A 21,062-nucleotide genomic window follows, 5' to 3' on the forward strand; every position below is an offset into this window, starting at 1 on the left:
CGGGGTGTCTCAGGACAAAACCATGCCGGACCGCCCTTCGGGAAGCGGGCGCCCGCATGATGGAACGCCCGAACCGCCCCCGAAGTGCCGCCCCACGGCACCACCGCGCCCCGGCCACCTCTGGGGCGGCGCGAAGGATGCCCCCTGATTGTCCGTGACCACCGCCACCCGTCCGTACGAGGTCTCGAACGGCGGTACCTGTACGCGGCCGCCCGGCTGGTTGACCGCGCCGAGTTCCCTCTCGCCCTCCGGCGAGGGCCCGGACGGTGCCGCCTTCCCCGAGGGCGTCCCTGCCGGGTCGACGCGAAGACGATGTACTTCGCGACGCCCGACGCCACCGCGCTCCCCGTGCGGGTCCCGGCGGTTCCGGGCGGCCGGCGGCCAGGTGCTCGTCCCGCTCGCCCCCCGTGGGGCATCCTGGGCCCAGCGGCGCCGGGCATCGAGCCCGAGGGCGCCGTCTTCGGCCTCCAGCAGGCCGGCCTGCGTAGTCCCTTCCCACAGGACCCGGAAGCCGCCGCGGCCCCCCTACTCCCCATTTGCAGTCGGCCGAATCGCGCTTCGATCACCCGTCGGTAAGCTGACGGCATGACAGGACAAGTGCGTACCGTCGACGGCCGCGTGGCCGGTCGGCGAGGGCAGGCGACCCGGCAGAAGCTGCTCGACTGCCTCAGCGAGATGCTCAGCTCCTCGCCCTACCGGGACGTCAAAGTCATTGATGTCGCCCGGAAGGCCGGGACGTCGCCGGCGACCTTCTACCAGTACTTCCCGGACGTCGAAGGCGCCGTTCTGGAGATCGCCGAGCAAATGGCCGCGGAGGGCGCGGGGTTGACCGCGCTGCTCGAAGGGCGCTCATGGGTCGGCAAGGCCGGCTGGCAGACGGCGCAGGAACTCGTGGACGGATTCCTCGAGTTCTGGCGCAAACACGACGCGATCCTGCGCGTCGTCGACCTGGGCGCGGCCGAGGGCGACAAGCGCTTCTACAAGATCCGCATGAAGATCCTGAACTCCGTGAACAACTCCCTCGCGGACTCGATTGCCGAACTCCAGTCCAAGGGCAGGGTCGACAAGGACGTGAACCCGGCGGCCGTGGCCGGTGCGCTGGTGGCGATGCTCGCGTCCGTGGCCTCCCACCAGAAGGGTTTCCAGTCCTGGGGCGTCAAACAGGCCGAACTCAAGCCGAATCTTGCACTGTTGGTGCATTTGGGTGTAACGGGGAAGAAGCCGACGAAATAGTCCGTCGCCACACACTTCCTCTGCCCTGGTCGGCTGTTCCAGCTCAAGTTCTGTCATGCGGGCGGTGGTCCACTCCGGTGGACCACCGCCCGCTGCCTGTGCCGGCACGCCGAGGCGTCACGCCCGCGTATCGGGCAGTGGCCGGTCCTCCACCACGTGTTTCATCACCAGAGTGGACGTCAGCCGCTGCACGCCCGGCCGACGGCGGCCGCGTCGACGACGGCCCGGTAGCCGCGGATCGCGCCGCTCCGCTCCAGCTCGCGCAGCCGCCGGTGACACGGCGAGACGCTGAGCCGCACCCGCGCGGCCAGCTCGGTCACAGTCAGCCGCCCGTCCTGCCGCAGCTCGGCAAGGATTTTCCGCTCCACGGGGGTCCATGAGGTAGACCTTCCCCCGAAATCAGTGATCGCGGGCAAAATCATGAAACACTTTCGCGCAAATCGCGCCCAATGTCCCTCCCATGGATACGGGAGCTGTGATTCCCACATGGCGTGCTGCACGGCCGTCCACCTGACCGTCGCCGTCCTGGCCCGGACCGCACTGCGGGCACGTCCGGCCGCCGCCCAAGCGGTCACTCGGGCGAGCGGCGCCGCGATGCTCGGCATCGGCGCGTTTCTGCTGGTGGAGCCTCTGACGACACTCTGAGAGGCGCGGTCGGCGCCGTCATCGGCCGGAGGGCAGACGCCGCACGATCCGGAACAGCCGGATCTCCCGCTCCACCCGCGCCTGGTACGTCGCGTACGGCGGCCAGAAGGCCAGGACCGCCTTCCAGGCCGCTTCCCGCTCCTCGCCCGCCAGCAGATGGGCCGTGACCGGGACGTCCTCCCCCTTCCAGCTGACCTCGGCCTCGGGGTGGGCCAGGAGGTTCGCGGTCCAGGCGGGGTGACCGGTCCGCCCGAAGTTGGAACCGATGACGAGCCAGCTGCCGCTCTCCTCCGGCATGCACGCCAGGGGGGTCCGGCGCGGCAGCCCGCTCCTCGCGCCGGTGGACGTGAGGATCACGCCCGGCAGCATCTGCGCGCTGAGCAGGACCTTGCCCCGGGACAGCCGGTGCACCGCACGGTCCAGCGCGGGCACGACGTACGGCGCGACCTTCGCGAAAGCGCGCGTGGAGGACACCTTCTGCACGATCCGTACACCCACGGCCGTCACACGGCCACCTCCCTCTGCTCGAAGAGCCGGGCCACGTCGGCGGCGTGCGCCCGCAGCCGGTGCACCGGGCCGAACAGCAGCTCGTCCCCGGCCGCCCGCTTGAAGTACAGATGCGCGTCGTGCTCCCAGGTGAACCCGATGCCGCCGTGCAGCTGGATCCCCTCGGCAGCGGCGGTCCGTAGGGCCTCCAGTGCCTGCGCGAGGGCGAGCCCGCCAAGTCGCTCCCCCTGGACGGTCGCCCAGGCCGCGTAGTACGCCGCCGAACGCGCCGCCTGCACCCGCACGTACACGTCGGCCAGCCGGTGCTTCACGGCCTGGAAGGATCCGATCGGCCGCCCGAACTGCTCCCGCTGCTTGACGTACTCGACGGTCCGCTCCAGCGCCCGGTCGGCGACCCCCACGGCCTCGCAGGCGAGGATGGCGGCGGCACGGTCCCCGACGGCGGCGAGCGCCCCGGGCACATCGGCGCCGTCCTCCCCCAGCAACTCAGCCTCGACATCGCGGAGTTGCACCCGGGCACAGGGCCGCGTGCCGTCAAGAGCCGTCTGCCTCGTGCGCACCCCGCCCTCCCGCACGAGGAAAAGCAGGGTTCGCGACCGTGCGAATCCCCCGGCGTGGGCGGCCACGACCAGCAGCCCGGCACTGTGCCCGTCGAGCACCTGACCGGCCTCCCCGTACAGCCGCCAGGCGCCGTCCGCCCGCCGCGCCTGCATGCCGCCGGCGCGTCCGCCGCCCGCCCAGTCGCCCCGGTTGCCGCCGACGAGGGCGAGGGCGGTGGCGAGGGCCGTGCCCGGCACGGCGAGGGTGGCGGTCAGCTCCCCGGAGGCGATACGGGGCAGCAACTGGGTGCGCTGGTCGTCGGTGCCGAGGGCGAGCAGCAGGGGCGCGGCGAGAACGGCCGTGGACAGCAGCGGCAAGGGGGCGAGGCCACGGCCCACCTCCTCGCAGGCGAGGGCGAGTTCGGTGGTGGTGCAGCCGACACCGCCGTATTCCTCCGGGAGCGCGAGCCCGGGCAGACCGAGCTGCTTCGCGAGGGTGGTCCACAGGGCGGGGTCGTGGCCGGCGTCGGTCCGCGCTGCGGCCCGGAGGTCCTCCGGGCCGCAGCGCTGGGCGAGCGCCTCCCGCACCGTACGGCGGATCTCGTCCTGTTCGGCGGTGAAGCGGGCGTCCATGGGCGGGGTCCCTTCTCCATCTGACGATGCGTCATATTAGGGGGGAGGCGCATGCATGCACAGGCCCGCCACTCATCGATCTGATATACCGTCAGATCTATGACTGCTGTGACCGGCCGGAGGGCCGCGATCGTCGGCGTGTCGCTGTCCGACTGCGGCCGGGTCGACGAGGCGACGCCGTACGCCCTTCACGCCCAGGCCGCCCGCCGCGCGCTGGCCGACGCGGGCCTGGACCGCTCGGTGATCGACGGCTTCGCGTCGGCGGGACTCGGCACGCTGGCGCCCGCGGAAGTCGCCGAGTACCTCGGCCTGCGGCCCACCTGGGTCGACTCCACGTCCGTGGGCGGCGCCACCTGGGAGGTCATGGCGGCGCACGCCGCGGACGCGATCGCGGCCGGCCGCGCACGGGCGGTGCTCCTGGTCTACGGCTCGACGGCCCGCGCGGACATCAAGGCGGGCCGCCGCACCGGCGACCTGCCCTTCGGCGCCCGCGGTCCCCTCCAGTTCGAGGTCCCCTACGGCCACACGCTCATCGCCAAGTACGCGATGGCGGCCCGTCGCCACATGCACGAGTACGGCACGACGATCGAGCAACTGGCCGAGGTGGCGGTGCAGGCACGGGCGAACGCGGCGGCGAATCCGGAGGCGATGTTCCGCGACCCGGTCACGGTCGACGAGGTCCTGTCCGGCCCGGTGATCGCGGACCCCTTCACCAAACTGCACTGCTGCATACGGTCCGACGGTGGTGCGGCGGTGCTGCTGGCAGCCGAGGACCTGGTGGGGGACTGCCGTACGACGCCGGTATGGATCCTCGGCACCGGCGAGCACGTCTCCCACACGACGATGTCCGAGTGGCCGGACTTCACCGTGTCCCCGGCGGCGGTGAGCGGCCGCCTCGCCTTCGAGCGCGCAGGAGTGCGGCCGGAGCAGATCGACTTCGCGGAGATCTACGACGCCTTCACGTATATGACGCTGGTGACACTGGAGGACCTCGGCTTCTGCGGAAAGGGCGAGGGCGGGGCGTTCGTGGAGAAGGGGCGGCTGCTGGCGCGGGGCGGGGAGCTGCCGGTGAACACGGACGGGGGCGGTCTTTCGGCCCAGCACCCCGGGATGCGGGGGCTGTTCCTGCTCGTGGAGGCCGCACGGCAGCTGCGGGGCGAGGCAGGTGACCGCCAAGTGCTCAGGCAGGGCGGGGAGTTGCCCCGGTTGGCCGTCGCGTCCGGTACGGGGGGCTGGTTCTGCTCGTCGGGGACGGTGGTGCTGGCGCGGTGAGCCAGGCCGGTTCAGGCGCTTCGCGCGGGACCGCACGCCATGCGCACCCGCGGCATGCCCCCCGCGCTGTTGGCTCCGGGAGTGATACTCGGGGCATGGAAACGGATCTTCACGGGCTGCTCAGAACCCTGCGGGTGTGGGACCCGGCCACCACGGAGCTGCCCGCCTTCGACCCGGCGGCGGCGCCCGCGGAGCCGCTGGCGCTGTTCACGGAGTGGTTCGCGGAGGCGGTGGCGGCGGGGCAGACCGAGCCGCACACGATGTCGCTGGCGACGGCGGACGCGGACGGCACGCCCGATGTCCGCATCGTGATGCTGCACGGCGCGGACGCGGACGGGTGGGCGTTCGCGACGCACGCGGGCAGCCGCAAGGGCCGGCAGCTGGCAGCGAGGCCGTATGCCGCCCTGTGCTTCTACTGGCCCGTCCAGGGCCGCCAGGTGCGGGTGCACGGCCCGGTCACGGCCGCGCCCGTGGAGGAGGGTCAGGCGGATCTGCACGCCCGCTCGACCGGCGCACTGGCCGCGGCGCTCACGGGCCGTCAAAGCGACGTGCTCGGTTCGACGGAGGAGTTGGCGCGGGCGTCGGAGGAGGCATGGGAGCGTGCGCAACGAGAGCCCGATGCCCCGGTCCCGTCCTGGACGCTCTACCGGCTCCGGCCGCAGGAGGTGGAGTTCTTCCAGGGGGACGCGAGACGCCGGCACGTGCGGCTCGCCTACCGCCGTACGGAAGGGGGATGGGCCAAGGCACTGCTGTGGCCCTGACGGCGTTTCCGCCCCCGCGGTGCCGTCAACGACCTCGCCCGCGTCCACACCGGGACGGCGACGAGCGCGTTCATATCGCCTTTGCAGCCCTGCGTGCCTCCGTGCGCCGCACGCTGCCGCCCCGCCGCCGCAGCCCTCTGATGCCGACGGAGCCCCCGGTGGCTACGGAACCGTCGGCTCCGGGTCGCTCGCGATCCGCGCATGCAGATGCACGTCCCGGAACGCGTCCTGCCGCCCCGCCTCCCACATCGCCCCGCGCAACGTCCCCTCGTACGGGAAACCGCAGCGTTGCGCGATGCGGCAGGAGGCGTCGTGCCCGAGGGCGTGGCCCAGTTCCAGGCGGTGCATTCCCAGATCGGTCAGGGCCCAGCGTGCGGCGACGGCCAGGGCGCGGGTGGCGGCCCGTCGGCCGCGGGCCTCGGGCAGGATCCAGTAGCCGACGCGGGCGGCGCGTATGACGTGGTCGATCTCGTTGACGCCGATGTGCCCCAGCGTCGTACCGCTCGCCGCGTCAGTGATCCGGAACGACGCGCTCGTCCCGTTCGCCGCGCCCGCCACCTTCGACCGCAGCGAATCCCGCGCACTGGCCAGGTCCCGCACGATCTTGAGCGGTGTGTTCCACCGCACGAACTCCGGGTCGGTCAGCCCCCGGAACCACGCGTCCAGCTGGTCGCCGGACTCCGGGTCCCACCTGGTCAGGCGCAGGCCGTGGCCGTGGAGTTCGGGGTGGGGGCGGACAAAGGACCTCTCACGTATCTGGGCCATCGGGCCATTCAACCAATCCCACGGGCTCCGATCACCGGCTTTTGCGGCCGGAAGACGGGCACTCCCTCCCTGAAGGCGACCTCCAGCTCCCTGCCCACCCGCAACTCCGACTCCCGGCACTCGACGACTTCCGTCATCATCCGCGGCCCCTCCGCGAGGTCGACCACGGCGGCGACGTACGGCGTGCGGTCCCCGAAGGGCGGCAGGTCGTTGCGGTGGACGACGGACCAGGTGTAGAGCGTGGCCCGGCCGCTCGCCGGCTCCCAGGCCACGTCCTCGCTCCAGCAGTACGGGCAGAACTCCCGGGGACAGTGGTGCGCGCGGCCGCACGCCGCACAGCGGCGGATCAGCAGCCGCCCCTCCGCCGCCGCGTCCCAGTAGGTGCGTGTGAAGGCGTCCACTTCGGGCAGGTCGAAGCGGGGCCGGCCGCCCGGTGCCGCGCTCACCTGAACAACCCCAGCGCGCTGTCCACCGACCACGTCTGCCACGACATCCCGAACGCCCCCACCACCGAGATCAGCGCCATCATCGAGTTCTGCCCCTGCTCGGCCCAGTCGTGGATCATGAGGGTGAAGTAGAGGACGTTGAGGAGCAGACCGCCGACGAGGGCGACCGGGGTCAGGAAGCCGACGATCAGGCCGAGTCCGAGGGCCAGTTCGGCGTAGACGACCACGTACGCCATCGTCCGCGGCCGCGGTGCGACCAGCCCGTCGAAGCCGCTGCGCACCACCGTCCACCGATGCCTGGCCGCGACGTCCGCGGCCCACGCGATCCCGGTGCCCCTCTCGAACCACGCCTTCTTGTCCTTGTGCCGCCAGCTCTCCAGCCACCACAGCCCGAGCCCGATACGGAGCACGGCGAGCCACTCCGCGCCGGTGAGCCAGATCGTGTCCATGAAGCGCCCGCCCTCTCACCAGTCTCTGACGGTACGTCAGTTCAGCGCACGCACCGGGCCTGCGCAAGACCCCTGCACGGCGGCCTGGCCGCTCCCCCGTCCGCGCGTACGTACGACAGAAACACCCACCGCTCGCCCACAATCGATCGGCCTACGACACCGGTCCCACCCACTCCCCCTACAGCCGTGATCAATTCGCAACCCATTCCGGTCTTGACCGAGACCCATCAACGCAGTGCCTGGCTACGCTCGCGCTCATGGCCGACTCGACTGCTGCTTCGCCGCGTCCCGTGATTCCGTCTCACGAGGACCGACCGGTGTATGTCATCGGCGGTGGACCGGGGGGACTCGCCGCGGCACACGCCCTGCGCGCCCAGGGCGTACGGGCCGTCGTCCTGGAGAAGTCCGACCGCGTCGCGGCGTCCTGGCGGCGCCACTACGACCGGCTGCACCTGCACACCACACGGCGTCTGTCGGCCCTGCCCGGGCTGCCGATGCCGCGCTCCTTCGGGCGGTGGGTCTCGCGTGACAACGTGGTGCGCTACCTGGAGAAGTACGCCGAGTACCACCAGTTGGAGATCGTCACCGGCGTCGAGGTCTCCCGCGTCGAGCCCGCCCCGGACGGCACCGGCTGGCTGCTGCACGCCACCGGCGGCCGCGAGCTGACCGGCAGCGCGGTCGTGGTCGCCACGGGCTACAACCACACCCCGCGCGTGCCCGACTGGCCCGGCCGCGACGCCTACACCGGTGAGTTCCTGCACGCGGGTCAGTACCGCAACGCGCAGCCGTATGCCGGCCGCGACGTCCTCGTCGTCGGCGTCGGAAACACCGGCGCCGAGATAGCCGTCGACCTGGCGGAGGGCGGGGCCTCGCGGGTACGGCTGTCGGTGCGCACCGCGCCCCACATCGTGCGCCGGTCCACCGCCGGGTGGGCGGCCCAGTTCACCGGGATCCTGGTACGGCGGCTGCCGGTGCGGCTCGTCGACCGGCTGGCCGGACCGATGGCGAAGATCAGCGTGCCCGACCTCTCGGCGCACGGCCTGCCCCGGCCCGACACCGGGCTCTACTCCCGTGTCAACGAGGGGTCGATCCCCGTGCAGGACGTCGGGCTCATCGACGCCGTGCGCGAGGGACGGGTCGAGGTCGTGGCGGCCGTCGAGGGGTTCGAGGACGGCAAGGTCGTCCTCGCCGACGGCAGCCGGATCGAGCCCGACGTCGTGATCGCCGCGACCGGATACGTCCGCGCCCTGGAGCAACTCGTCGGCCATCTCGGCGTCCTCGATGCCCGCGGCAAGCCGGTCGTGCACGGCGCCCGCTCCCCGCGCACCGCCCCCGGCCTGTACTTCAGCGGCTTCACCAACCCGATCAGCGGCATGTTCCGCGAACTGGCCATCGACGCCCAGAAGATCGCGAAGGCGGTGGCGCGCCGCGCGCAACGGAACCGCGCGACGCGCTGAGGCTCGGGCGAACCAGTGCGTTCCCCGCCTAGTTCACGGCCAGGACCGCCGTGTTGTTCGTCGCGTCCGGGTCGTGCGCGAAGTCGCCGAACCCGGGGTGGATGCTGACCTCACCGGTCGTGCCGGGCACCACCGTGTCGATCCGGAGCTGGAAGGCGTACGAGCGCACCGTGTTCTCCAGCACCCAGTACGGCAGCGCGCAGTCGTAGCGTGGAGCGCCCGTCTGCTGGGGGTAGTAGCCGCCGGCCAGGGTGTGCGGGACGCAGTCCGCCGGGACGCCGGTGACCGTGGTGCCGGACGGGACGATCAGCCGGACACTGGCCACCGGGTCGCCGGAGCCGAGGTTGCCGAGCCAGGCCGGGCCGTTGTTCTCGAAGGTGAGCGGCGCGGTGACCGTCCGGCCCGCCGTGCCGGTGACCGCCGCGCCGGTCACCGAGAAGTCGGCGGTGTTGTCGGCGCCGATCTGCAGCGCCACGTAGTTGTCGCTGCCGGACACGTCGGTGGCGCCCACCGGCTCGACGTCGAGGTCCAGCCGCTCTTCGAGCGCGTGCTTCGTGAGCCGGACCCGGAGCGGCGCGGGCAGCTCGAAGGACGCCCCCGGGGCGAGGTCCTGGTCGAAGGTGCAGGTCGCGTACGACATGGGTGCGTACTCGTCCCCGCCCGACGCGGTGTAGGTGCAGGCGTCGTACCGGGTGCGGTACTGCAGCCCGTACGACGCCGTCATCGCCACCGTGAAGCCGTGCGCGGTCTCGTTGCCGTTGTTGGTGACCGTGAACGGGACCGTCCGCTTGCTGCCCGGCTCGGCGTGCTCGATGTCGTTGCCGGCCGCCAGCGTGAGGTCGGGTCCCGAGGTCACGGTGACCGTGGTGTCGAAGCTGTCCTCGGGCGCGGTGAGCGTGCCGTCCGGACCGCCGGTGGCCGTCGCCTCGTAGGTGATCCGGCCCTGCGCCCCGGCCTGCGCCCCGTCGGCCGCGCGAAGCTTCAGGTGGACCTGGCCGCCGGCACCGCTCACCGGCACCTCGGGCACGCTGCACACCGCGGTCGTGCCGCTCGGCGCGCAGTTGTCCGGCCAGCTGACCTCGGCGACCCCGGCGAGCCCGGAGACGTCCACGGTCAGCCGTCCGTCCGTGACCGTGAAGTGGTCGTTGTCGTGGCTGAGCCCGAGGTCGAGCGTCCGGGTCCCCGGCGTCCCGCCGTCCGTGCCGAGCGGCAGGGACTGCTCGTAGGGCGCGGTGATCCACAGTTGGTCGGACTCGGTCTCGGCCGACGCGGGCGCGACGGTCAGCCCCACGATGACGAGTCCGGCGGCGAGCGTCGTACACGCTCCGAGCCGCAGCGCGCGGCCGACGGAGACAGGTCTCATGACATCCCCAGGTGAGAGACGGTCAGGTCACGCGGCCGGCGCGGCCACCGGTCGGGAACCCGCGCCGGTCCACATCTCCTGGACGGCCAGAGGGAGTTGAGGGTTGTACGGCGGCGGTTGCATATGCCCCCGAACAGTGAGTCCTGAGACCCATGGGGCGCACGTTTCCCGGGTGGTGTACGGGTCGCGCCACGGAGGAGCGCACGGGCTCGCATCACTTCCTGACCCTCCGTCAGTTCGCACCCCCTTCCTATCTGACCCTCCGTCAGTTTCAATGGGTGGTGTGATGGGACACGCGGGGATGGCGGCCACCGCCGTCCGTTACCTCAGGTCGGTCGGGGCGCGCACGGTCGCGGCGCCCGTCGAAGCGCTGCCGCGGCCCGAGCTGCGATGCGTCGGGGAGGACGAGCGGGCGCCGGTCGGGCAGGGCGAGTTCCGGCGCGTGCTCGGGAACTTCGCGACCGGCGTCACCGTGATCACCGCACCCGCCGGGGACGGCGGGAGTGGCCCCGCCGGCTTCGCCTGCCAGTCGTTCTCCTCGCTCTCCCTCGACCCGCCGCTGGTCGTGTTCATGGTCGGCCGGACCTCGACGACCTGGCTGCGGATCGCCCGCGCGGGGGTGTTCTGCGTGAACGTACTCGCCGCCCACCAGGGCGCGTTGTGCCGCGGCTTCGCGGTGAGCGGCGGAGACAAGTTCACCGGAGTCGAGCACGAGCCGACGCCCTTCTCGGGCTCCCCGCGCCTTGCGGGGGCCACGGCGTGGATCGACTGCGCGATCCACGCCGTGCACACGGGCGGCGACCATCTGATCGTGGTCGGCCGGGTGGAGGCCCTGGGGACGGGCGACGGCGAGGACGCGCCGCTGCTGTTCCACCAGGGCCGCTTCATCTGACCGGTCCTGCGGCCCTCCCGGTTCACGCGAGGGCGGGCACCCGCACCGGACGCCTCCGGATCACCAGCGCCATCAGCGCCGCGACCGCGCACAGCGCGCCCGACGCGTACCAGACCATGTCGTAGGAGCCGAACGCGTCGCGCGCGACACCGCCGAGGAAGGCGACCAGAGCCGCACCCACCTGGTGGGAGGCGAGGACCCAGCCGAAGACGATCGCGCTGTCCTCGCCGTACTGCTCGCGGCACAGCGCCAGGGTCGGCGGGACCGTGGCGACCCAGTCCAGGCCGTAGAAGAAGATGAAGAAGATCATCGGCGGGTGGACGGTCGGGGCCAGGAGCATGGGCAGGAACAAAAGTGAGATGCCGCGCAGGGCGTAGTAGACCGCGAGCAGGCGGCGCGGTTCGAAGCGGTCCGTGAACCAGCCCGAGGCGATCGTGCCCAGCACGTCGAAGACGCCGATGACCGCGAGAAGGGAGGCCGCCGCTGTGATCGGCATGCCGTGGTCATGGGCCGCCGGCACGAAGTGGGTCTGGATCAGGCCGTTCGTGGAGGCGCCGCAGATCGCGAAGGTGCCGGCCAGCAGCCAGAACGGGCCCGTGCGCACCGCCGAGGAGAGCACGGTGACCGCACGGCGGGCGGCGCCGTGCACAGGTTCCGGCCGGGGCACGAACTCCTTGGCCCCGTACGGCTTCAGGCCCACGTCCGCCGGGTGGTCCCGCAGCAGCAGCCAGACGAAGGGGATGACCGCGAGGGCGGCGAGGGAGACCGTCACCGCCGCTGGGCGCCAGCCGTGGTTCTCGACCATCCAGGACAGCAGGGGGAGGAAGATCAGCTGCCCTGAGGCCGATGCGGCGGTGAGGATGCCGCTCACAAGGCCCCGCCGCTCGGTGAACCAGCGGCCCGTGACCGTCGCCGCGAACGCCAACGCCATGGAGCCCGTGCCCAGACCGACCAACAGGCCCCAGCACAGCAGCAGCTGCCAGGCCGTCGTCATCCAGACGGTCGTGCCCGAACCCAGGGCGATGACCGCGAGGGCCACGGCGACGACCCGGCGGATGCCGAAGCGGTCCATCAGGGCGGCCGCGAACGGGGCGGTCAGACCGTACAACGCGAGGTTGACGGAGACCGCGGCGCCGATCGTGCCGCGCGACCAGCCGAACTCCTGGTGCAGCGGGTCGATGAGCAGTCCGGGCAGGGACCGGAAGGCGGCGGCACCGGTGATCGTCACGAAGGTGACGGCGGCGACGAACCATGCCAGGTGGATGCGGGACGGCTTCTTGTCGGTCCGGGATTCCTCTGCGGCTGCGGCTTCGGTTGTCTGGGTCACGCCATAGAGGATGCGGGCCGGGATTCCATCCGATCGAGTGGCCCGAAGGACAGTATTGGTTAGGATCGGGCCATGACTCGTGAGCCAGCGTTCCGGCCGCACCGCGTCGTCGTCCTCGCCCTCGACGGGCTGCTCCCCTTCGAACTGGGCATCCCGCACCGGATCTTCGGGCGCCCGAAGGACACCGAAGGGCGGCATCTCTACGAGGTGGTCACCTGTTCGATCCGTCCACCGGGCCCGGTCGAGACCGACGCCGACTTCGCCATCCAGGTCGAGCACGGCCCGGAGGCGCTGGCCACCGCCGACACCGTCATCGTCCCGGCGTCGTACGAACTCGGCCCGGTCTTCGAGGAGGGCGTGCTCACCGACGAACTGGCCGCCGCGCTCACGCGCATCCGGCCCGGCACCCGGCTCGCCTCCATCTGCACCGGCGTCTACGTCCTCGCGGCCGCCGGCCGTCTCGACGGGCGTCCCGCGACCACGCACTGGTCAGACGCGGAGCACTTCCAGCGGCTCTTCCCCCAGATCAAGGTCGACGCGGACGTGCTGTTCATCGACGACGGCGACGTCCTGACCTCCGCAGGTGTGGCGGCCGGGATCGACCTGTGTCTGCACATGGTGCGCCGCGACCACGGCACCGCGATCGCCAACGAGGTGGCCCGCCGTACCGTCGTTCCGCCCCACCGTGACGGGGGGCAGGCGCAGTACATCCACCGTCCCGTGCCCGATCCGCAGTTGGCCACCACGACCGCCGCCCGTGCCTGGGCGCTCGGCCGCCTCCACGAGCCCATCCAGCTGCGCGACATGGCGGAGCAGGAGTCCATGTCCGTACGCACCTTCACACGTCGCTTCCGCGAGGAGGTCGGCGTCAGCCCCGGCCAGTGGCTGACCCAGCAGCGCGTCGAACGGGCCCGCCATCTGCTGGAGTCCACCGAACTGTCGATCGACCAGGTGGCGCGGAATACCGGATTCGGCACGGCCCAGTCGATGCGGCAGCACCTACAGGCGGCGCTCGGGGTCACCCCCACGGCCTATCGGCGGACGTTCCGCACGGGTGCCGCGGACCAGGCTGCCGACCGCCCCACCGGTACCGGCGGCGGGGACCGCACCGTCCTCTCCCTGAGCGGGGGATGAGGACGGGCGCCGCCTGCCCTCGCCCCATGCGCCCACCGCCGTGAGCGTCAGGGTCAGGGCCACACCCGCGACGATCGCCGTCGACGGTGCGACGTAAGGGAGCAGGGCGCCCGCGAGCGAGCCGGTGGCCGCGTAGCCGGCGCCCACCGCCGCGGCCCACTGCGCCACGAGGCGGTCCCGGACGACGGGGTCGTCCGCGGCGCCCGTGGCCACGGCCGTGCGTACGACATCGCCCAACTCCTTCGCGAATCCGATCTGCTGGGCCAGCGTGGAGACGCCCCGTTCGAAACCGAGCAGACTCATCGCGACGCGCCAGCCGTTCCCCTCGCCGCCGACCACGTGTTCGGCGCGGGCGGTCGCGCCGTCGAGGAACACCTCGTTGAACTCGCTGGTTCCGGTGAGCTGACGGATCGGGCGGACCTCGATGCGGCCGGGCTGGTCCATCGGTACGAGCAGGAGGGTGAGGCCGTGGTGGCGGTGCGAGGCCGGGTCGGTGCGGGCGAGCACGAAACACCAGTCCGCCTCGTGGGCCAGGGAGGTCCAGATCTTCTGGCCGGTGACGCGGTACGAGTGGGGGGTGTCGCGAACGGCGGTGGTACGGACGCCGGCCAGGTCGGAGCCGGCGCCGGGTTCGCTGTAGCCCTGGCACCAGAGTTCCTCGCCGCGGGCTATGGGGGGCAGGAAACGGGACTTCTGCTGCGGGGTTCCGTGGGCGGGGAGGGTGGGGGCGAGAAGGTTCTCACCGATGTGGCCGGAGCGGGAGAAGGTGCCCCTGAGCGGGCGTACTCCTCCGCCCAGGCGACCTGTTGGGTGAGGGTGGCGCGGCGGTTGCCGTAGCCGTCCTCGGGCCAGCCGAGGCCGATCCAGCCGGCGTGGCCGAGCGTGCCTTCCCAGTCGCGCCGGGTGGTCCGTGCCGCAGGGTTGGCTCGCAGCCATGTCCTTGCCTCGCTTCGGAAGGCCTCGTCTTCGGGGTTGGGGCCGAACTCCACGGTTACCGCCTCACGTCGGTGTGCCTGGCCTCTCGCGGCTGGTCACCCCCGGCTGGGCGGGGGTGGGTTTCGTTCGCTCCTACGCGTTGGGACGTGCCCCGTCCCGTGCCGCCCGCTCCATCGCCTCCAGTTGCTGGAGCAGCGGCATCGGGTCCGTCCCCACCGTCGCGGGCAGGAAGTCGGCGATCCTCTCCGGGGTCCAGGAGCCCTCCGTGTACGCCGCCCTCAGTTCCCTCGGCTGGGCCCAGACCGCCAGCTTCGGGCCGGCGATCGTGTACACCTGGCCCGTGATGTGTTCCTGCCTCGCGCGGTCGGACAGGAGGTACACCACCAGTGCCGCCACGTCCTCCGGTTCGCCGATCTCCTTCAGCTCCATGGGAACGTTCGCCGACATGCGTGTCCGGGCCACCGGCGCCACCGCGTTCGCCGTCACGCCGTACTTGTGCAGTCCGAGCGCGGCGCTGCGGACGAGGGAGATGATGCCGCCCTTCGCCGCGCTGTAGTTGGCCTGTGCGACCGAGCCCTGGTGGTTGCCGCTGGTGAAACCGATCAGCGTGCCCGAGCGCTGTCCGCGCATCACCGCCGACGCCGCGCGGAACACCGTGAACGTGCCCTTGAGGTGGGTGGCGACCACCGGGTCCCACTCCTCCTCGGTCATGTTGAAGAGCATCCGTTCGCGCAGGATGCCCGCCACGCACACCACACCGTCCAGGCGGCCGTACGACGCGAGCGCCTCGTCCACCACCCGCTGTCCGCCCGCCATCGTCGAGATGTCGTCGGCCACGGCGACGGCCTCTCCGCCCCCCGCCTCGATCTCCTTGACCACGGCCTCGGCGACCTCGCTCGTCGGGGAGGCACCCTCGACGGACACCCCGTGGTCGTTGACGACGACCCGCGCGCCCTCCGCCGCCGCGGCCAGCGCCACCGCCCGTCCGATCCCGCGGCACCCGCCCGTGACGGCGACGACCTTGCCTGCCAAGAAGTTCCCCACGCCCGGCCCCTTCCCGCAATTTCTGACGGACCGTTAGATTTTATGTCCCGTCAGACACTCGGAGACAAGCCCCGGGGAGGACTCATGTCACTGCCTGCCGAGTTCCATGAGATCGCCAATCGCGTGAACAACTGGGAGCGTTGGGGCGGCGACGACGAGGTCGGAACCCTGAACCTCATCACCGACGAGGTGGTGAGGGAGGCCGCGCCCTGCGTACGCAGCGGCCGGCGCGTTCCGCTCGCCCTGCCCCTGCAGCAGGACGGCGTGCAGACCGGCGTCATCCCCGGGCGGGTCAATCCGCTGCATGTGATGGTGCAGATCAACCAGGAGATCTTCGGGCCCGGCACCGTCGCGTGCAGCGACGACGCCGTCACCATGGGACTCCAGGCTGCCACCCACTGGGACGCGCTCACCCATGTCTCGCACTCGGGGAAGCTCTACAACGGCCGTCCCGCCGACACGATCACCCCCCATGGCGGCGCGGCGTTCGGCGGGATCGACAAGCCGCGGCACCTCGTCTCTCGGGGAGTGCTGCTCGACGTGGCGCGCACGCTGGGCCGGGAGCGGCTCGACGGCTCGCATGCCGTGACCCCGGAAGACCTCGACGCGGCCGAGGAGCTCGCAGGCACGCGCGTACGGGCCGGCGACATCGTTCTCGTGCGGACCGGGCAGATCCAGACCTATCTCGCGGGCGACAAACAGGCGTACGGCTACCCGTCCCCGGGGCTGTCCTTACGCACCCCGGAGTGGTTCCATGCGCGCGATGTGGCGGCCGTCGCGAACGACACGCTCACCTTTGAGATCTTTCCTCCCGAGATCGAGGATCTGTGGCTGCCCGTCCACGCCCTCGACCTCGTGGAGATGGGGATGCTGCAGGGCCAGAACTGGAATCTCGAAGAGTTGTCCACAGCCTGTGGACAAGAGGGGCGCTACAGCTTCCTGCTGTCGGCGATGCCCGAACCCTTCGTCGGCGGCACGGGAACCCCCCTGGCGCCCGTGGCGGTCCTGTAGGGAGGTCCGCGCGGAGGAGGGTCGGGTGGCGGCGCGCCTCCCCCGCGCTCGACCACGCTCCAGAGGGAGGTGCCCCACCTCGCCCCGAGCACGGCACCGCGCGCCGCCATCCGGCTCGGCGTATCCGCCCTTCCCCTCGGACGGCCCGTGGACCGTCCGCCCCGTACGGGGCCGACGCCGAATCACGATCCACACTCGTCGAGGGCCCCCGTCACCGCAGCCCTCGGCGTCCCCTCACGGCGAATCACCGAACACAAGCGTGATCAAACGAATACCAGGCGTCAACAGCCGCTAGGAGATTCCTCACTTACGCCCTTTTTCTGACGGCGCGTACGGAAGCACAGCCGGGCGCACTCGGCCATGACCCACTCCGGAAGACCGAAGCACGTGCGGCCGCACACGCAGGAGCATGCACCCGCGTCCCGGACGCCGGTGCAGACCCGGCTACAGCACGCCGTACGCGAACTCCAAGGACGCCGCGTCCACCCCGTACACCGCGGCCCTGCCCGGGGCCCCCGCCGCGCAGCGGTCCACCTCGCACCAGATGCGCTTGCCCACACCCTCCGGGTCCCAGCCCCAGCGGTCCGCGAGGCCGTCGACGAGTTCGAGCCCGCGGCCGCCCGTCTCGTCACCCGCCGCGTGCCGGGGCGACGGCGGCCGGGCGCTGGCATCGGCCACCTCGAGCCGGACGGTGCCGCCCGGATGGCCCGATGGGTCGTCCCGCGCACCCGTCAGCAGCAGCCGCAGCACGGCGGGACAGCCGGTGTGCACCACCGCATTGGTGACCAGCTCGGAGACGAGCAGGACCAGAGTCTCGGCCAGCGGCTCGTCCGCCTCTATCCCCGACCCGGCGAGCCGGGAGCGGGCCCATCGACGGGCCCGCCCCACCTCCGCGGGGTCGGGCCGGATCTCCAGCTGCACTTGAAGCACCTGCACCGCTCACACCATCCGAACCGGCGGACACATCGCCTCGCGCCTCGCAAGGGCCACGATCGTGGTCATCGTCTGCATGGCAGGAACCAGGATCACGGACCGTGATTCCCTTGCACGACAGCATGGTTGACGTACAGTCACCCCAACAAGCGCTTCGGGCATATTCCAGCGCGAAGGAGTACGCGTGCGGCATACTGTGCGACGCTTGCCGTGATGAGTCGAACAGGCAGGTACGACGGTCCGCCCTGCCCTGCGAGCGACACGCATCGCCGGATCCGGCGCCGCCACAGGGGCCGCACCGGGATGGCTCAGGCTCGGAACCGCTCGCATCCCACACAAGGTACCGGAGCCCCCCGCCGACTCCAGTCCGTGACAAGTCACGCGTAGGACACAACCCGATATCAACGCTCCGTGATTCCGGATTGCCACAATCCGTGACATCCATGGTGGCCACTCGGAGGAATGCCTGCACACAGGCCCCTACACCGCTTCCGACAGTAGGTCAGCGGCAAGCATCTCGTCACTCTCTGCGGTCGAACCTGTGCGCTGGGTCCGTACCCACGCGCGCTTCAGGAACAGGTGCACATCGGCCTCCCATGTGAAGCCCATGCCGCCGTGCACCTGGAGGCAGTCGCGGGCGCCGCGGACGGCCGCCTCGTCGGCGAGCAGACGGGCGGCCGCGATGTCGAGGGGATCGACGGTGACGGCCGCCGCGTACACCATGGCGCGCGCCGTCTCCACGCGCACCAGACTCTGTGCGCACAGGTGTTTGACCGCTTGAAAGGCTCCGATCGGCTGTCCGAACTGCTCCCGGGTCCGCGCGTGCTCCACGGCCAGCTCGCAGGTCCGGGCCGCGCCGCCGAGCTGTTCGGCGGCGGTGAGGAGGACGGCGACGGGATCCGGCGCGTCGCCCGTGGAAGCCGCCGGGGACTGCGGCAGCCGGTGCAGGGGCGTCAGCGGGTCCACCGACGCGACCGGCACCGCGCCGGTGGCGTCCCCCCGTACGACGTCCGCCTCCGCCAGCCACTCCACGAGCCCGCCGGAGGCGGCCGTGACCACCGTCTCACCGGACGCCGCGCCCGGCACCTGTCCGGCCGCGAGATGCGTGGCCACCAGCGGTCCGGGCAGCAGCGCCCGTCCGGCCTCCTCGAAGACGAGCACCGCCTCGGGCAGCCCGAGTCCGACTCCGCCGTCCGCCTCCGGCAGCCGCAGCGCGAAGAGACCCGCCTCGCCCAGCTCCCGCCACAGCGTGCGGTCCAGTACGCCGGGCCGCTCGACGGCGGCCCGCAGCGCGTCCCGGCCGAAGCGGCCCGCGAGCAGGTCGCGCACTCCCGCTTTCAGCGCCCGCTGGTCGTCGGTCAGTTGGAAGTGCACGGATCGGTCACCGCCCCTTCGGCAGCCCGAGGATGCGTTCGGCCACGATGTTCTGCTGGATCTGCGAGGTGCCGGCCGCGATCGTGTACGACAGCGACGACAGCCGGTCGAGCGTCCATGGACGGCCGAGGTCGAGGGAGTCCGGGCCCAGCACCTCGGCGGCGGTGGCGTACAGCTCTTGACGCGCGTGTGAATACCTCAGTTTGAAAACCGAACCGCCGACGCCCGGCACCGCACCGCTCGCCTCCGCCTCGCTGACGTTCCACTGCGTCAGCCGCCACAGCGCGCGGAACTCGGCGCTCAGCCGCCCGAGTCGGCGCCGGAGCACGGGGTCGTCCCAGGAACCGTTCTTGCGTGCCTCGCGGGCAAGTTCACCCAGGACGCGACGGCAGGCCACGACCTCGCCGACGAAGGCCGTGCCGCGTTCGAAGGACAGCGTCACCATGGTCACGCGCCAGCCGTCGTTCTCGGCACCGACCCGGTTTTCCACCGGCACCCGCACCTCGTCGAGGAACACCTCGGCGAACTCCGCCGACCCGGCGAGCGTGCGCAGCGGACGTACGGTGACGCCCGGGGCGTTCATGGGCATGGCCAGCCAGGTGATGCCCCGGTGCTTGGGCGCCGCGGGGTCGGTGCGGACCAACATCTCGCACCAGTCGGCGACTTCTGCGTGCGAGGTCCAGATCTTGGACCCGCTCACCACGTAGTCGGCGCCGTCCCGCCACGCGCGCGTGCGCAGCGCCGCGAGGTCGGAGCCGGCCTCCGGTTCGCTGAAGCCCTGGCACCACACCTCGTCGCCACGCAGGATCGGCGGCAGCCAGCGTGCCCGCTGCCCGGCCGTCCCCTCGGCGGCGATCGTGGGCCCCGCGTGCAACAGCCCGACGAAGTTGGCGCCCACATAGGGCGCGCCCGCCCTCTCCGTCTCCTCCAGGAAGATAAGCCGTACGGTCGGCGAGGCGTCCCAGTGGACGTCGGCGTACCCGGCGTCGTACAGCATCCGCTGCCAGCCGAGGTCGTAGGCGCGGCGCCCCGGCCAGTCGTCCGGGGACGGCTTGGGCGGGAGGGACGGCAGCGCCTTCGCCAGCCACGCCCGCAGGCGCGCCCGGAAGTCCTCCTCCTCGGGCGTGCAGGAGAGGTCCATCACCTGTCGAGGTCCAGGCCGAGCATGCGGATCGCGTTGCCGCGCATCAGCTTGTGGACGGTCTCGTCGTCGAGGCCCTGCACATGGTCGAGGGCGACCTCCTTGGTGTGCGGGAAGGTCGAGTCGACGTGCGGGTAGTCGGTCTCGAAGGTGGCGTTGTCGCGGCCGACCACGTCGAGGGACGCGACCCCGTGCTTGTCACGGAAGAAGCAGCAGAAGATCTGCCGGTAGTAGTACGTCGACGGCGGCTCGGGGATCAGATCCCGGACGCCGCCCCAGGCGCGGTGCTCCTCCCAGACGTCGTCGGCGCGCTCCAGGGCGTACGGGATCCAGCCCATCTGTCCCTCGGAGTAGGCGAGTTTGAGCCGCGGGAACTTCACCAGCACCCCGCTGAAGAGGAAGTCCATCATCGACGCCATCGCGTTGTTGAAGGAGAGCGATGCCTGCACGGCGGGCGGGGCGTCCGGGGAGGCGGCCGGCATCTGGGACGAAGAGCCGATGTGCATGTTCACGACGGTGCCGGTCTCCTCGCAGACCGCGAAGAACGGGTCCCAGTAGCCGGAGTGGATGGACGGCAGCCCGAGGTGGGTGGGGATCTCGGAGAAGGTCACCGCCTTCACACCGCGGGCGGCATTGCGCCTGATCTCGGCGACGGCGAGATCGACGTCCCACAGCGGGATCAGGCACAGCGGGATCAGCCGGCCGCCGCTGTCACCGCACCACTCCTCGACCATCCAGTCGTTGTACGCGCGCACGCAGGCCAGGGCGACCTCCTTGTCGTTCGCCTCGGCGAAGGTCTGACCGCAAAAGCGCGGAAAGGTCGGGAAGCAGAGGCTGCCCTCGACGTGGTTGAGGTCCATGTCCTTGAGCCGCCAGGCCGGGTCCCAGCAGCCGCGCCGCATCTCCTCGCGGGTGATGCCCTCCAGCGTCATCTCGTCGCGGTCGAAGCCGACGGCGGCGATGTTGCGCTTGTACGGGAACTTCAGGTCCTCGTAGATCCACCAGTCGGTCGGCGGCCCCTCCGGATCCATCGTGATCCGGTACTTGCCGCCGACGTAGGCGAGGTCGCCGATCCCGGCGGTGAGCGGCTTGGGGCCGCGGTCCTGGTACTTCTTCGGCAGCCAGGTCTCGAAGAGATGCGCGGGTTCGATCACGTGGTCGTCGACGCTGATGATGCGGGGCAGTTCCGTCATGAGTCCC

General features: G+C 71.5%; 20 protein-coding genes and 3 pseudogenes. 8 read left to right on the forward strand and 15 right to left on the reverse strand.

Annotated elements, in window-relative coordinates; all coding sequences use genetic code 11:
* Positions 1 to 117: 117 nt before the first annotated feature.
* Positions 118 to 234, reverse strand: a pseudogene (locus tag ACZ3TS_RS09445) (VOC family protein); the annotation flags it as partial.
* Between the two features lie 363 nt (positions 235 to 597).
* On the opposite strand from ACZ3TS_RS09445, the gene ACZ3TS_RS09450 reads away from it, so the two are divergent.
* Entirely contained in the window at positions 598 to 1,233 is a 636-nt protein-coding gene (locus tag ACZ3TS_RS09450; protein WP_467615712.1) for a TetR family transcriptional regulator, read from the forward strand.
* 197 nt (positions 1,234 to 1,430) lie between these two features.
* Here the strand turns inward: ACZ3TS_RS09450 and ACZ3TS_RS09455 are convergent.
* A pseudogene (locus tag ACZ3TS_RS09455) lies at positions 1,431 to 1,655 on the reverse strand (Lrp/AsnC family transcriptional regulator); the annotation flags it as partial.
* 64 nt (positions 1,656 to 1,719) lie between these two features.
* Between ACZ3TS_RS09455 and ACZ3TS_RS09460 the strand changes: the two are divergent.
* Positions 1,720 to 1,878 (forward strand): hypothetical protein, encoded by a 159-nt coding sequence (locus tag ACZ3TS_RS09460; protein ID WP_467615374.1) that lies wholly within the window; start codon positions 1,720 to 1,722, stop codon positions 1,876 to 1,878.
* 18 nt (positions 1,879 to 1,896) lie between these two features.
* On the opposite strand, the gene ACZ3TS_RS09465 is transcribed toward ACZ3TS_RS09460, so the two are convergent.
* Both ACZ3TS_RS09465 and ACZ3TS_RS09470 read right to left on the reverse strand, forming a co-directional pair.
* Entirely contained in the window at positions 1,897 to 2,385 is a 489-nt protein-coding gene (locus ACZ3TS_RS09465) for a nitroreductase family deazaflavin-dependent oxidoreductase (RefSeq protein WP_467615377.1), read from the reverse strand.
* Entirely contained in the window at positions 2,382 to 3,557 is a 1,176-nt protein-coding gene (locus ACZ3TS_RS09470) for an acyl-CoA dehydrogenase family protein (protein ID WP_467615380.1), read from the reverse strand. The genes ACZ3TS_RS09465 and ACZ3TS_RS09470 overlap by 4 nt, the downstream gene beginning before the upstream one ends.
* A 99-nt stretch (positions 3,558 to 3,656) precedes the next feature.
* On the opposite strand from ACZ3TS_RS09470, the gene ACZ3TS_RS09475 reads away from it, so the two are divergent.
* Positions 3,657 to 4,829, forward strand: a complete 1,173-nt coding sequence (locus ACZ3TS_RS09475; protein WP_467615383.1) for a thiolase C-terminal domain-containing protein — start codon at positions 3,657 to 3,659, stop codon at positions 4,827 to 4,829.
* A 95-nt stretch (positions 4,830 to 4,924) separates the two neighbouring features.
* On the forward strand, positions 4,925 to 5,590 hold the full coding sequence (locus ACZ3TS_RS09480; protein WP_467615386.1) for a pyridoxine/pyridoxamine 5'-phosphate oxidase: 666 nt from the start codon (positions 4,925 to 4,927) through the stop codon (positions 5,588 to 5,590).
* Between the two features lie 162 nt (positions 5,591 to 5,752).
* Here the strand turns inward: ACZ3TS_RS09480 and ACZ3TS_RS09485 are convergent, their stop codons facing one another.
* Genes ACZ3TS_RS09485 through ACZ3TS_RS09495 form a run of 3 tightly spaced genes read right to left on the reverse strand, consistent with a single transcriptional unit; the run spans position 5,753 to position 7,250 of the window.
* Positions 5,753 to 6,355 (reverse strand): GNAT family N-acetyltransferase, encoded by a 603-nt coding sequence (locus ACZ3TS_RS09485; RefSeq protein WP_467615389.1) that lies wholly within the window; start codon positions 6,353 to 6,355, stop codon positions 5,753 to 5,755.
* A gap of 8 nt (positions 6,356 to 6,363) precedes the next feature.
* Positions 6,364 to 6,801 (reverse strand): Zn-ribbon domain-containing OB-fold protein, encoded by a 438-nt coding sequence (locus ACZ3TS_RS09490; protein ID WP_467615392.1) that lies wholly within the window; start codon positions 6,799 to 6,801, stop codon positions 6,364 to 6,366.
* The gene (locus ACZ3TS_RS09495; RefSeq protein WP_467615395.1) at positions 6,798 to 7,250 is read right to left on the reverse strand and encodes a DoxX family protein; all 453 of its coding nucleotides are present in this window, start codon (positions 7,248 to 7,250) and stop codon (positions 6,798 to 6,800) included. Before ACZ3TS_RS09495 ends, ACZ3TS_RS09490 begins: the two co-directional genes overlap by 4 nt.
* 257 nt (positions 7,251 to 7,507) lie before the next feature.
* Here ACZ3TS_RS09495 and ACZ3TS_RS09500 point away from each other — a divergent pair, with 257 nt between their 5' ends.
* Positions 7,508 to 8,707 carry a flavin-containing monooxygenase gene (locus ACZ3TS_RS09500; RefSeq protein ID WP_467615398.1) on the forward strand — a complete coding sequence of 400 codons (1,200 nt, stop codon included), beginning with the start codon at positions 7,508 to 7,510 and terminating at the stop codon, positions 8,705 to 8,707.
* Between the two features lie 28 nt (positions 8,708 to 8,735).
* Here the strand turns inward: ACZ3TS_RS09500 and ACZ3TS_RS09505 are convergent, their stop codons facing one another.
* Positions 8,736 to 10,070: a COG1361 family protein gene (locus ACZ3TS_RS09505; RefSeq protein ID WP_467615401.1), complete on the reverse strand. Its 1,335-nt coding sequence runs from the start codon at positions 10,068 to 10,070 to the stop codon at positions 8,736 to 8,738.
* 286 nt (positions 10,071 to 10,356) lie between these two features.
* Here ACZ3TS_RS09505 and ACZ3TS_RS09510 point away from each other — a divergent pair, with 286 nt between their 5' ends.
* Positions 10,357 to 10,962, forward strand: a complete 606-nt coding sequence (locus ACZ3TS_RS09510; RefSeq protein WP_467615404.1) for a flavin reductase family protein — start codon at positions 10,357 to 10,359, stop codon at positions 10,960 to 10,962.
* A gap of 22 nt (positions 10,963 to 10,984) precedes the next feature.
* Here the strand turns inward: ACZ3TS_RS09510 and ACZ3TS_RS09515 are convergent, their stop codons facing one another.
* Complete coding sequence (locus ACZ3TS_RS09515; protein WP_467615407.1) at positions 10,985 to 12,289, reverse strand: MFS transporter; 1,305 nt, start codon at positions 12,287 to 12,289, stop codon at positions 10,985 to 10,987.
* 72 nt (positions 12,290 to 12,361) lie between these two features.
* On the opposite strand from ACZ3TS_RS09515, the gene ACZ3TS_RS09520 reads away from it, so the two are divergent.
* Positions 12,362 to 13,423 carry a GlxA family transcriptional regulator gene (locus ACZ3TS_RS09520; RefSeq protein ID WP_467615410.1) on the forward strand — a complete coding sequence of 354 codons (1,062 nt, stop codon included), beginning with the start codon at positions 12,362 to 12,364 and terminating at the stop codon, positions 13,421 to 13,423.
* A 105-nt stretch (positions 13,424 to 13,528) separates the two neighbouring features.
* On the opposite strand, the pseudogene ACZ3TS_RS09525 reads toward ACZ3TS_RS09520, so the two are convergent.
* A pseudogene (locus ACZ3TS_RS09525) lies at positions 13,529 to 14,412 on the reverse strand (acyl-CoA dehydrogenase family protein); the annotation flags it as partial.
* A 79-nt stretch (positions 14,413 to 14,491) separates the two neighbouring features.
* On the reverse strand, positions 14,492 to 15,403 hold the full coding sequence (locus ACZ3TS_RS09530) for an SDR family NAD(P)-dependent oxidoreductase (protein ID WP_467615413.1): 912 nt from the start codon (positions 15,401 to 15,403) through the stop codon (positions 14,492 to 14,494).
* Positions 15,404 to 15,487: 84 nt separating this feature from the next.
* Here ACZ3TS_RS09530 and ACZ3TS_RS09535 point away from each other — a divergent pair, with 84 nt between their 5' ends.
* Positions 15,488 to 16,414 carry a cyclase family protein gene (locus ACZ3TS_RS09535; protein ID WP_467615416.1) on the forward strand — a complete coding sequence of 309 codons (927 nt, stop codon included), beginning with the start codon at positions 15,488 to 15,490 and terminating at the stop codon, positions 16,412 to 16,414.
* 444 nt (positions 16,415 to 16,858) lie between these two features.
* On the opposite strand, the gene ACZ3TS_RS09540 is transcribed toward ACZ3TS_RS09535, so the two are convergent.
* The 4 genes from ACZ3TS_RS09540 to ACZ3TS_RS09555 form a co-directional block, all read right to left on the reverse strand.
* Positions 16,859 to 17,350, reverse strand: a complete 492-nt coding sequence (locus tag ACZ3TS_RS09540; protein WP_467615419.1) for an ATP-binding protein — start codon at positions 17,348 to 17,350, stop codon at positions 16,859 to 16,861.
* Positions 17,351 to 17,827: 477 nt separating this feature from the next.
* The gene (locus ACZ3TS_RS09545) at positions 17,828 to 18,721 is read right to left on the reverse strand and encodes an acyl-CoA dehydrogenase family protein (RefSeq protein WP_467615422.1); all 894 of its coding nucleotides are present in this window, start codon (positions 18,719 to 18,721) and stop codon (positions 17,828 to 17,830) included.
* A gap of 7 nt (positions 18,722 to 18,728) precedes the next feature.
* Positions 18,729 to 19,862, reverse strand: coding sequence for an acyl-CoA dehydrogenase family protein (locus ACZ3TS_RS09550; protein WP_467615715.1), 1,134 nt, complete (start codon positions 19,860 to 19,862; stop codon positions 18,729 to 18,731).
* A complete protein-coding gene (locus ACZ3TS_RS09555; RefSeq protein WP_467615425.1) occupies positions 19,862 to 21,055 on the reverse strand; it encodes an amidohydrolase family protein in 1,194 nt (397 codons plus the stop codon). Before ACZ3TS_RS09555 ends, ACZ3TS_RS09550 begins: the two co-directional genes overlap by 1 nt.
* Positions 21,056 to 21,062 lie beyond the last annotated feature (7 nt).

It is taken from the genome of Streptomyces sp. NPDC022910 (genome assembly GCF_055561075.1).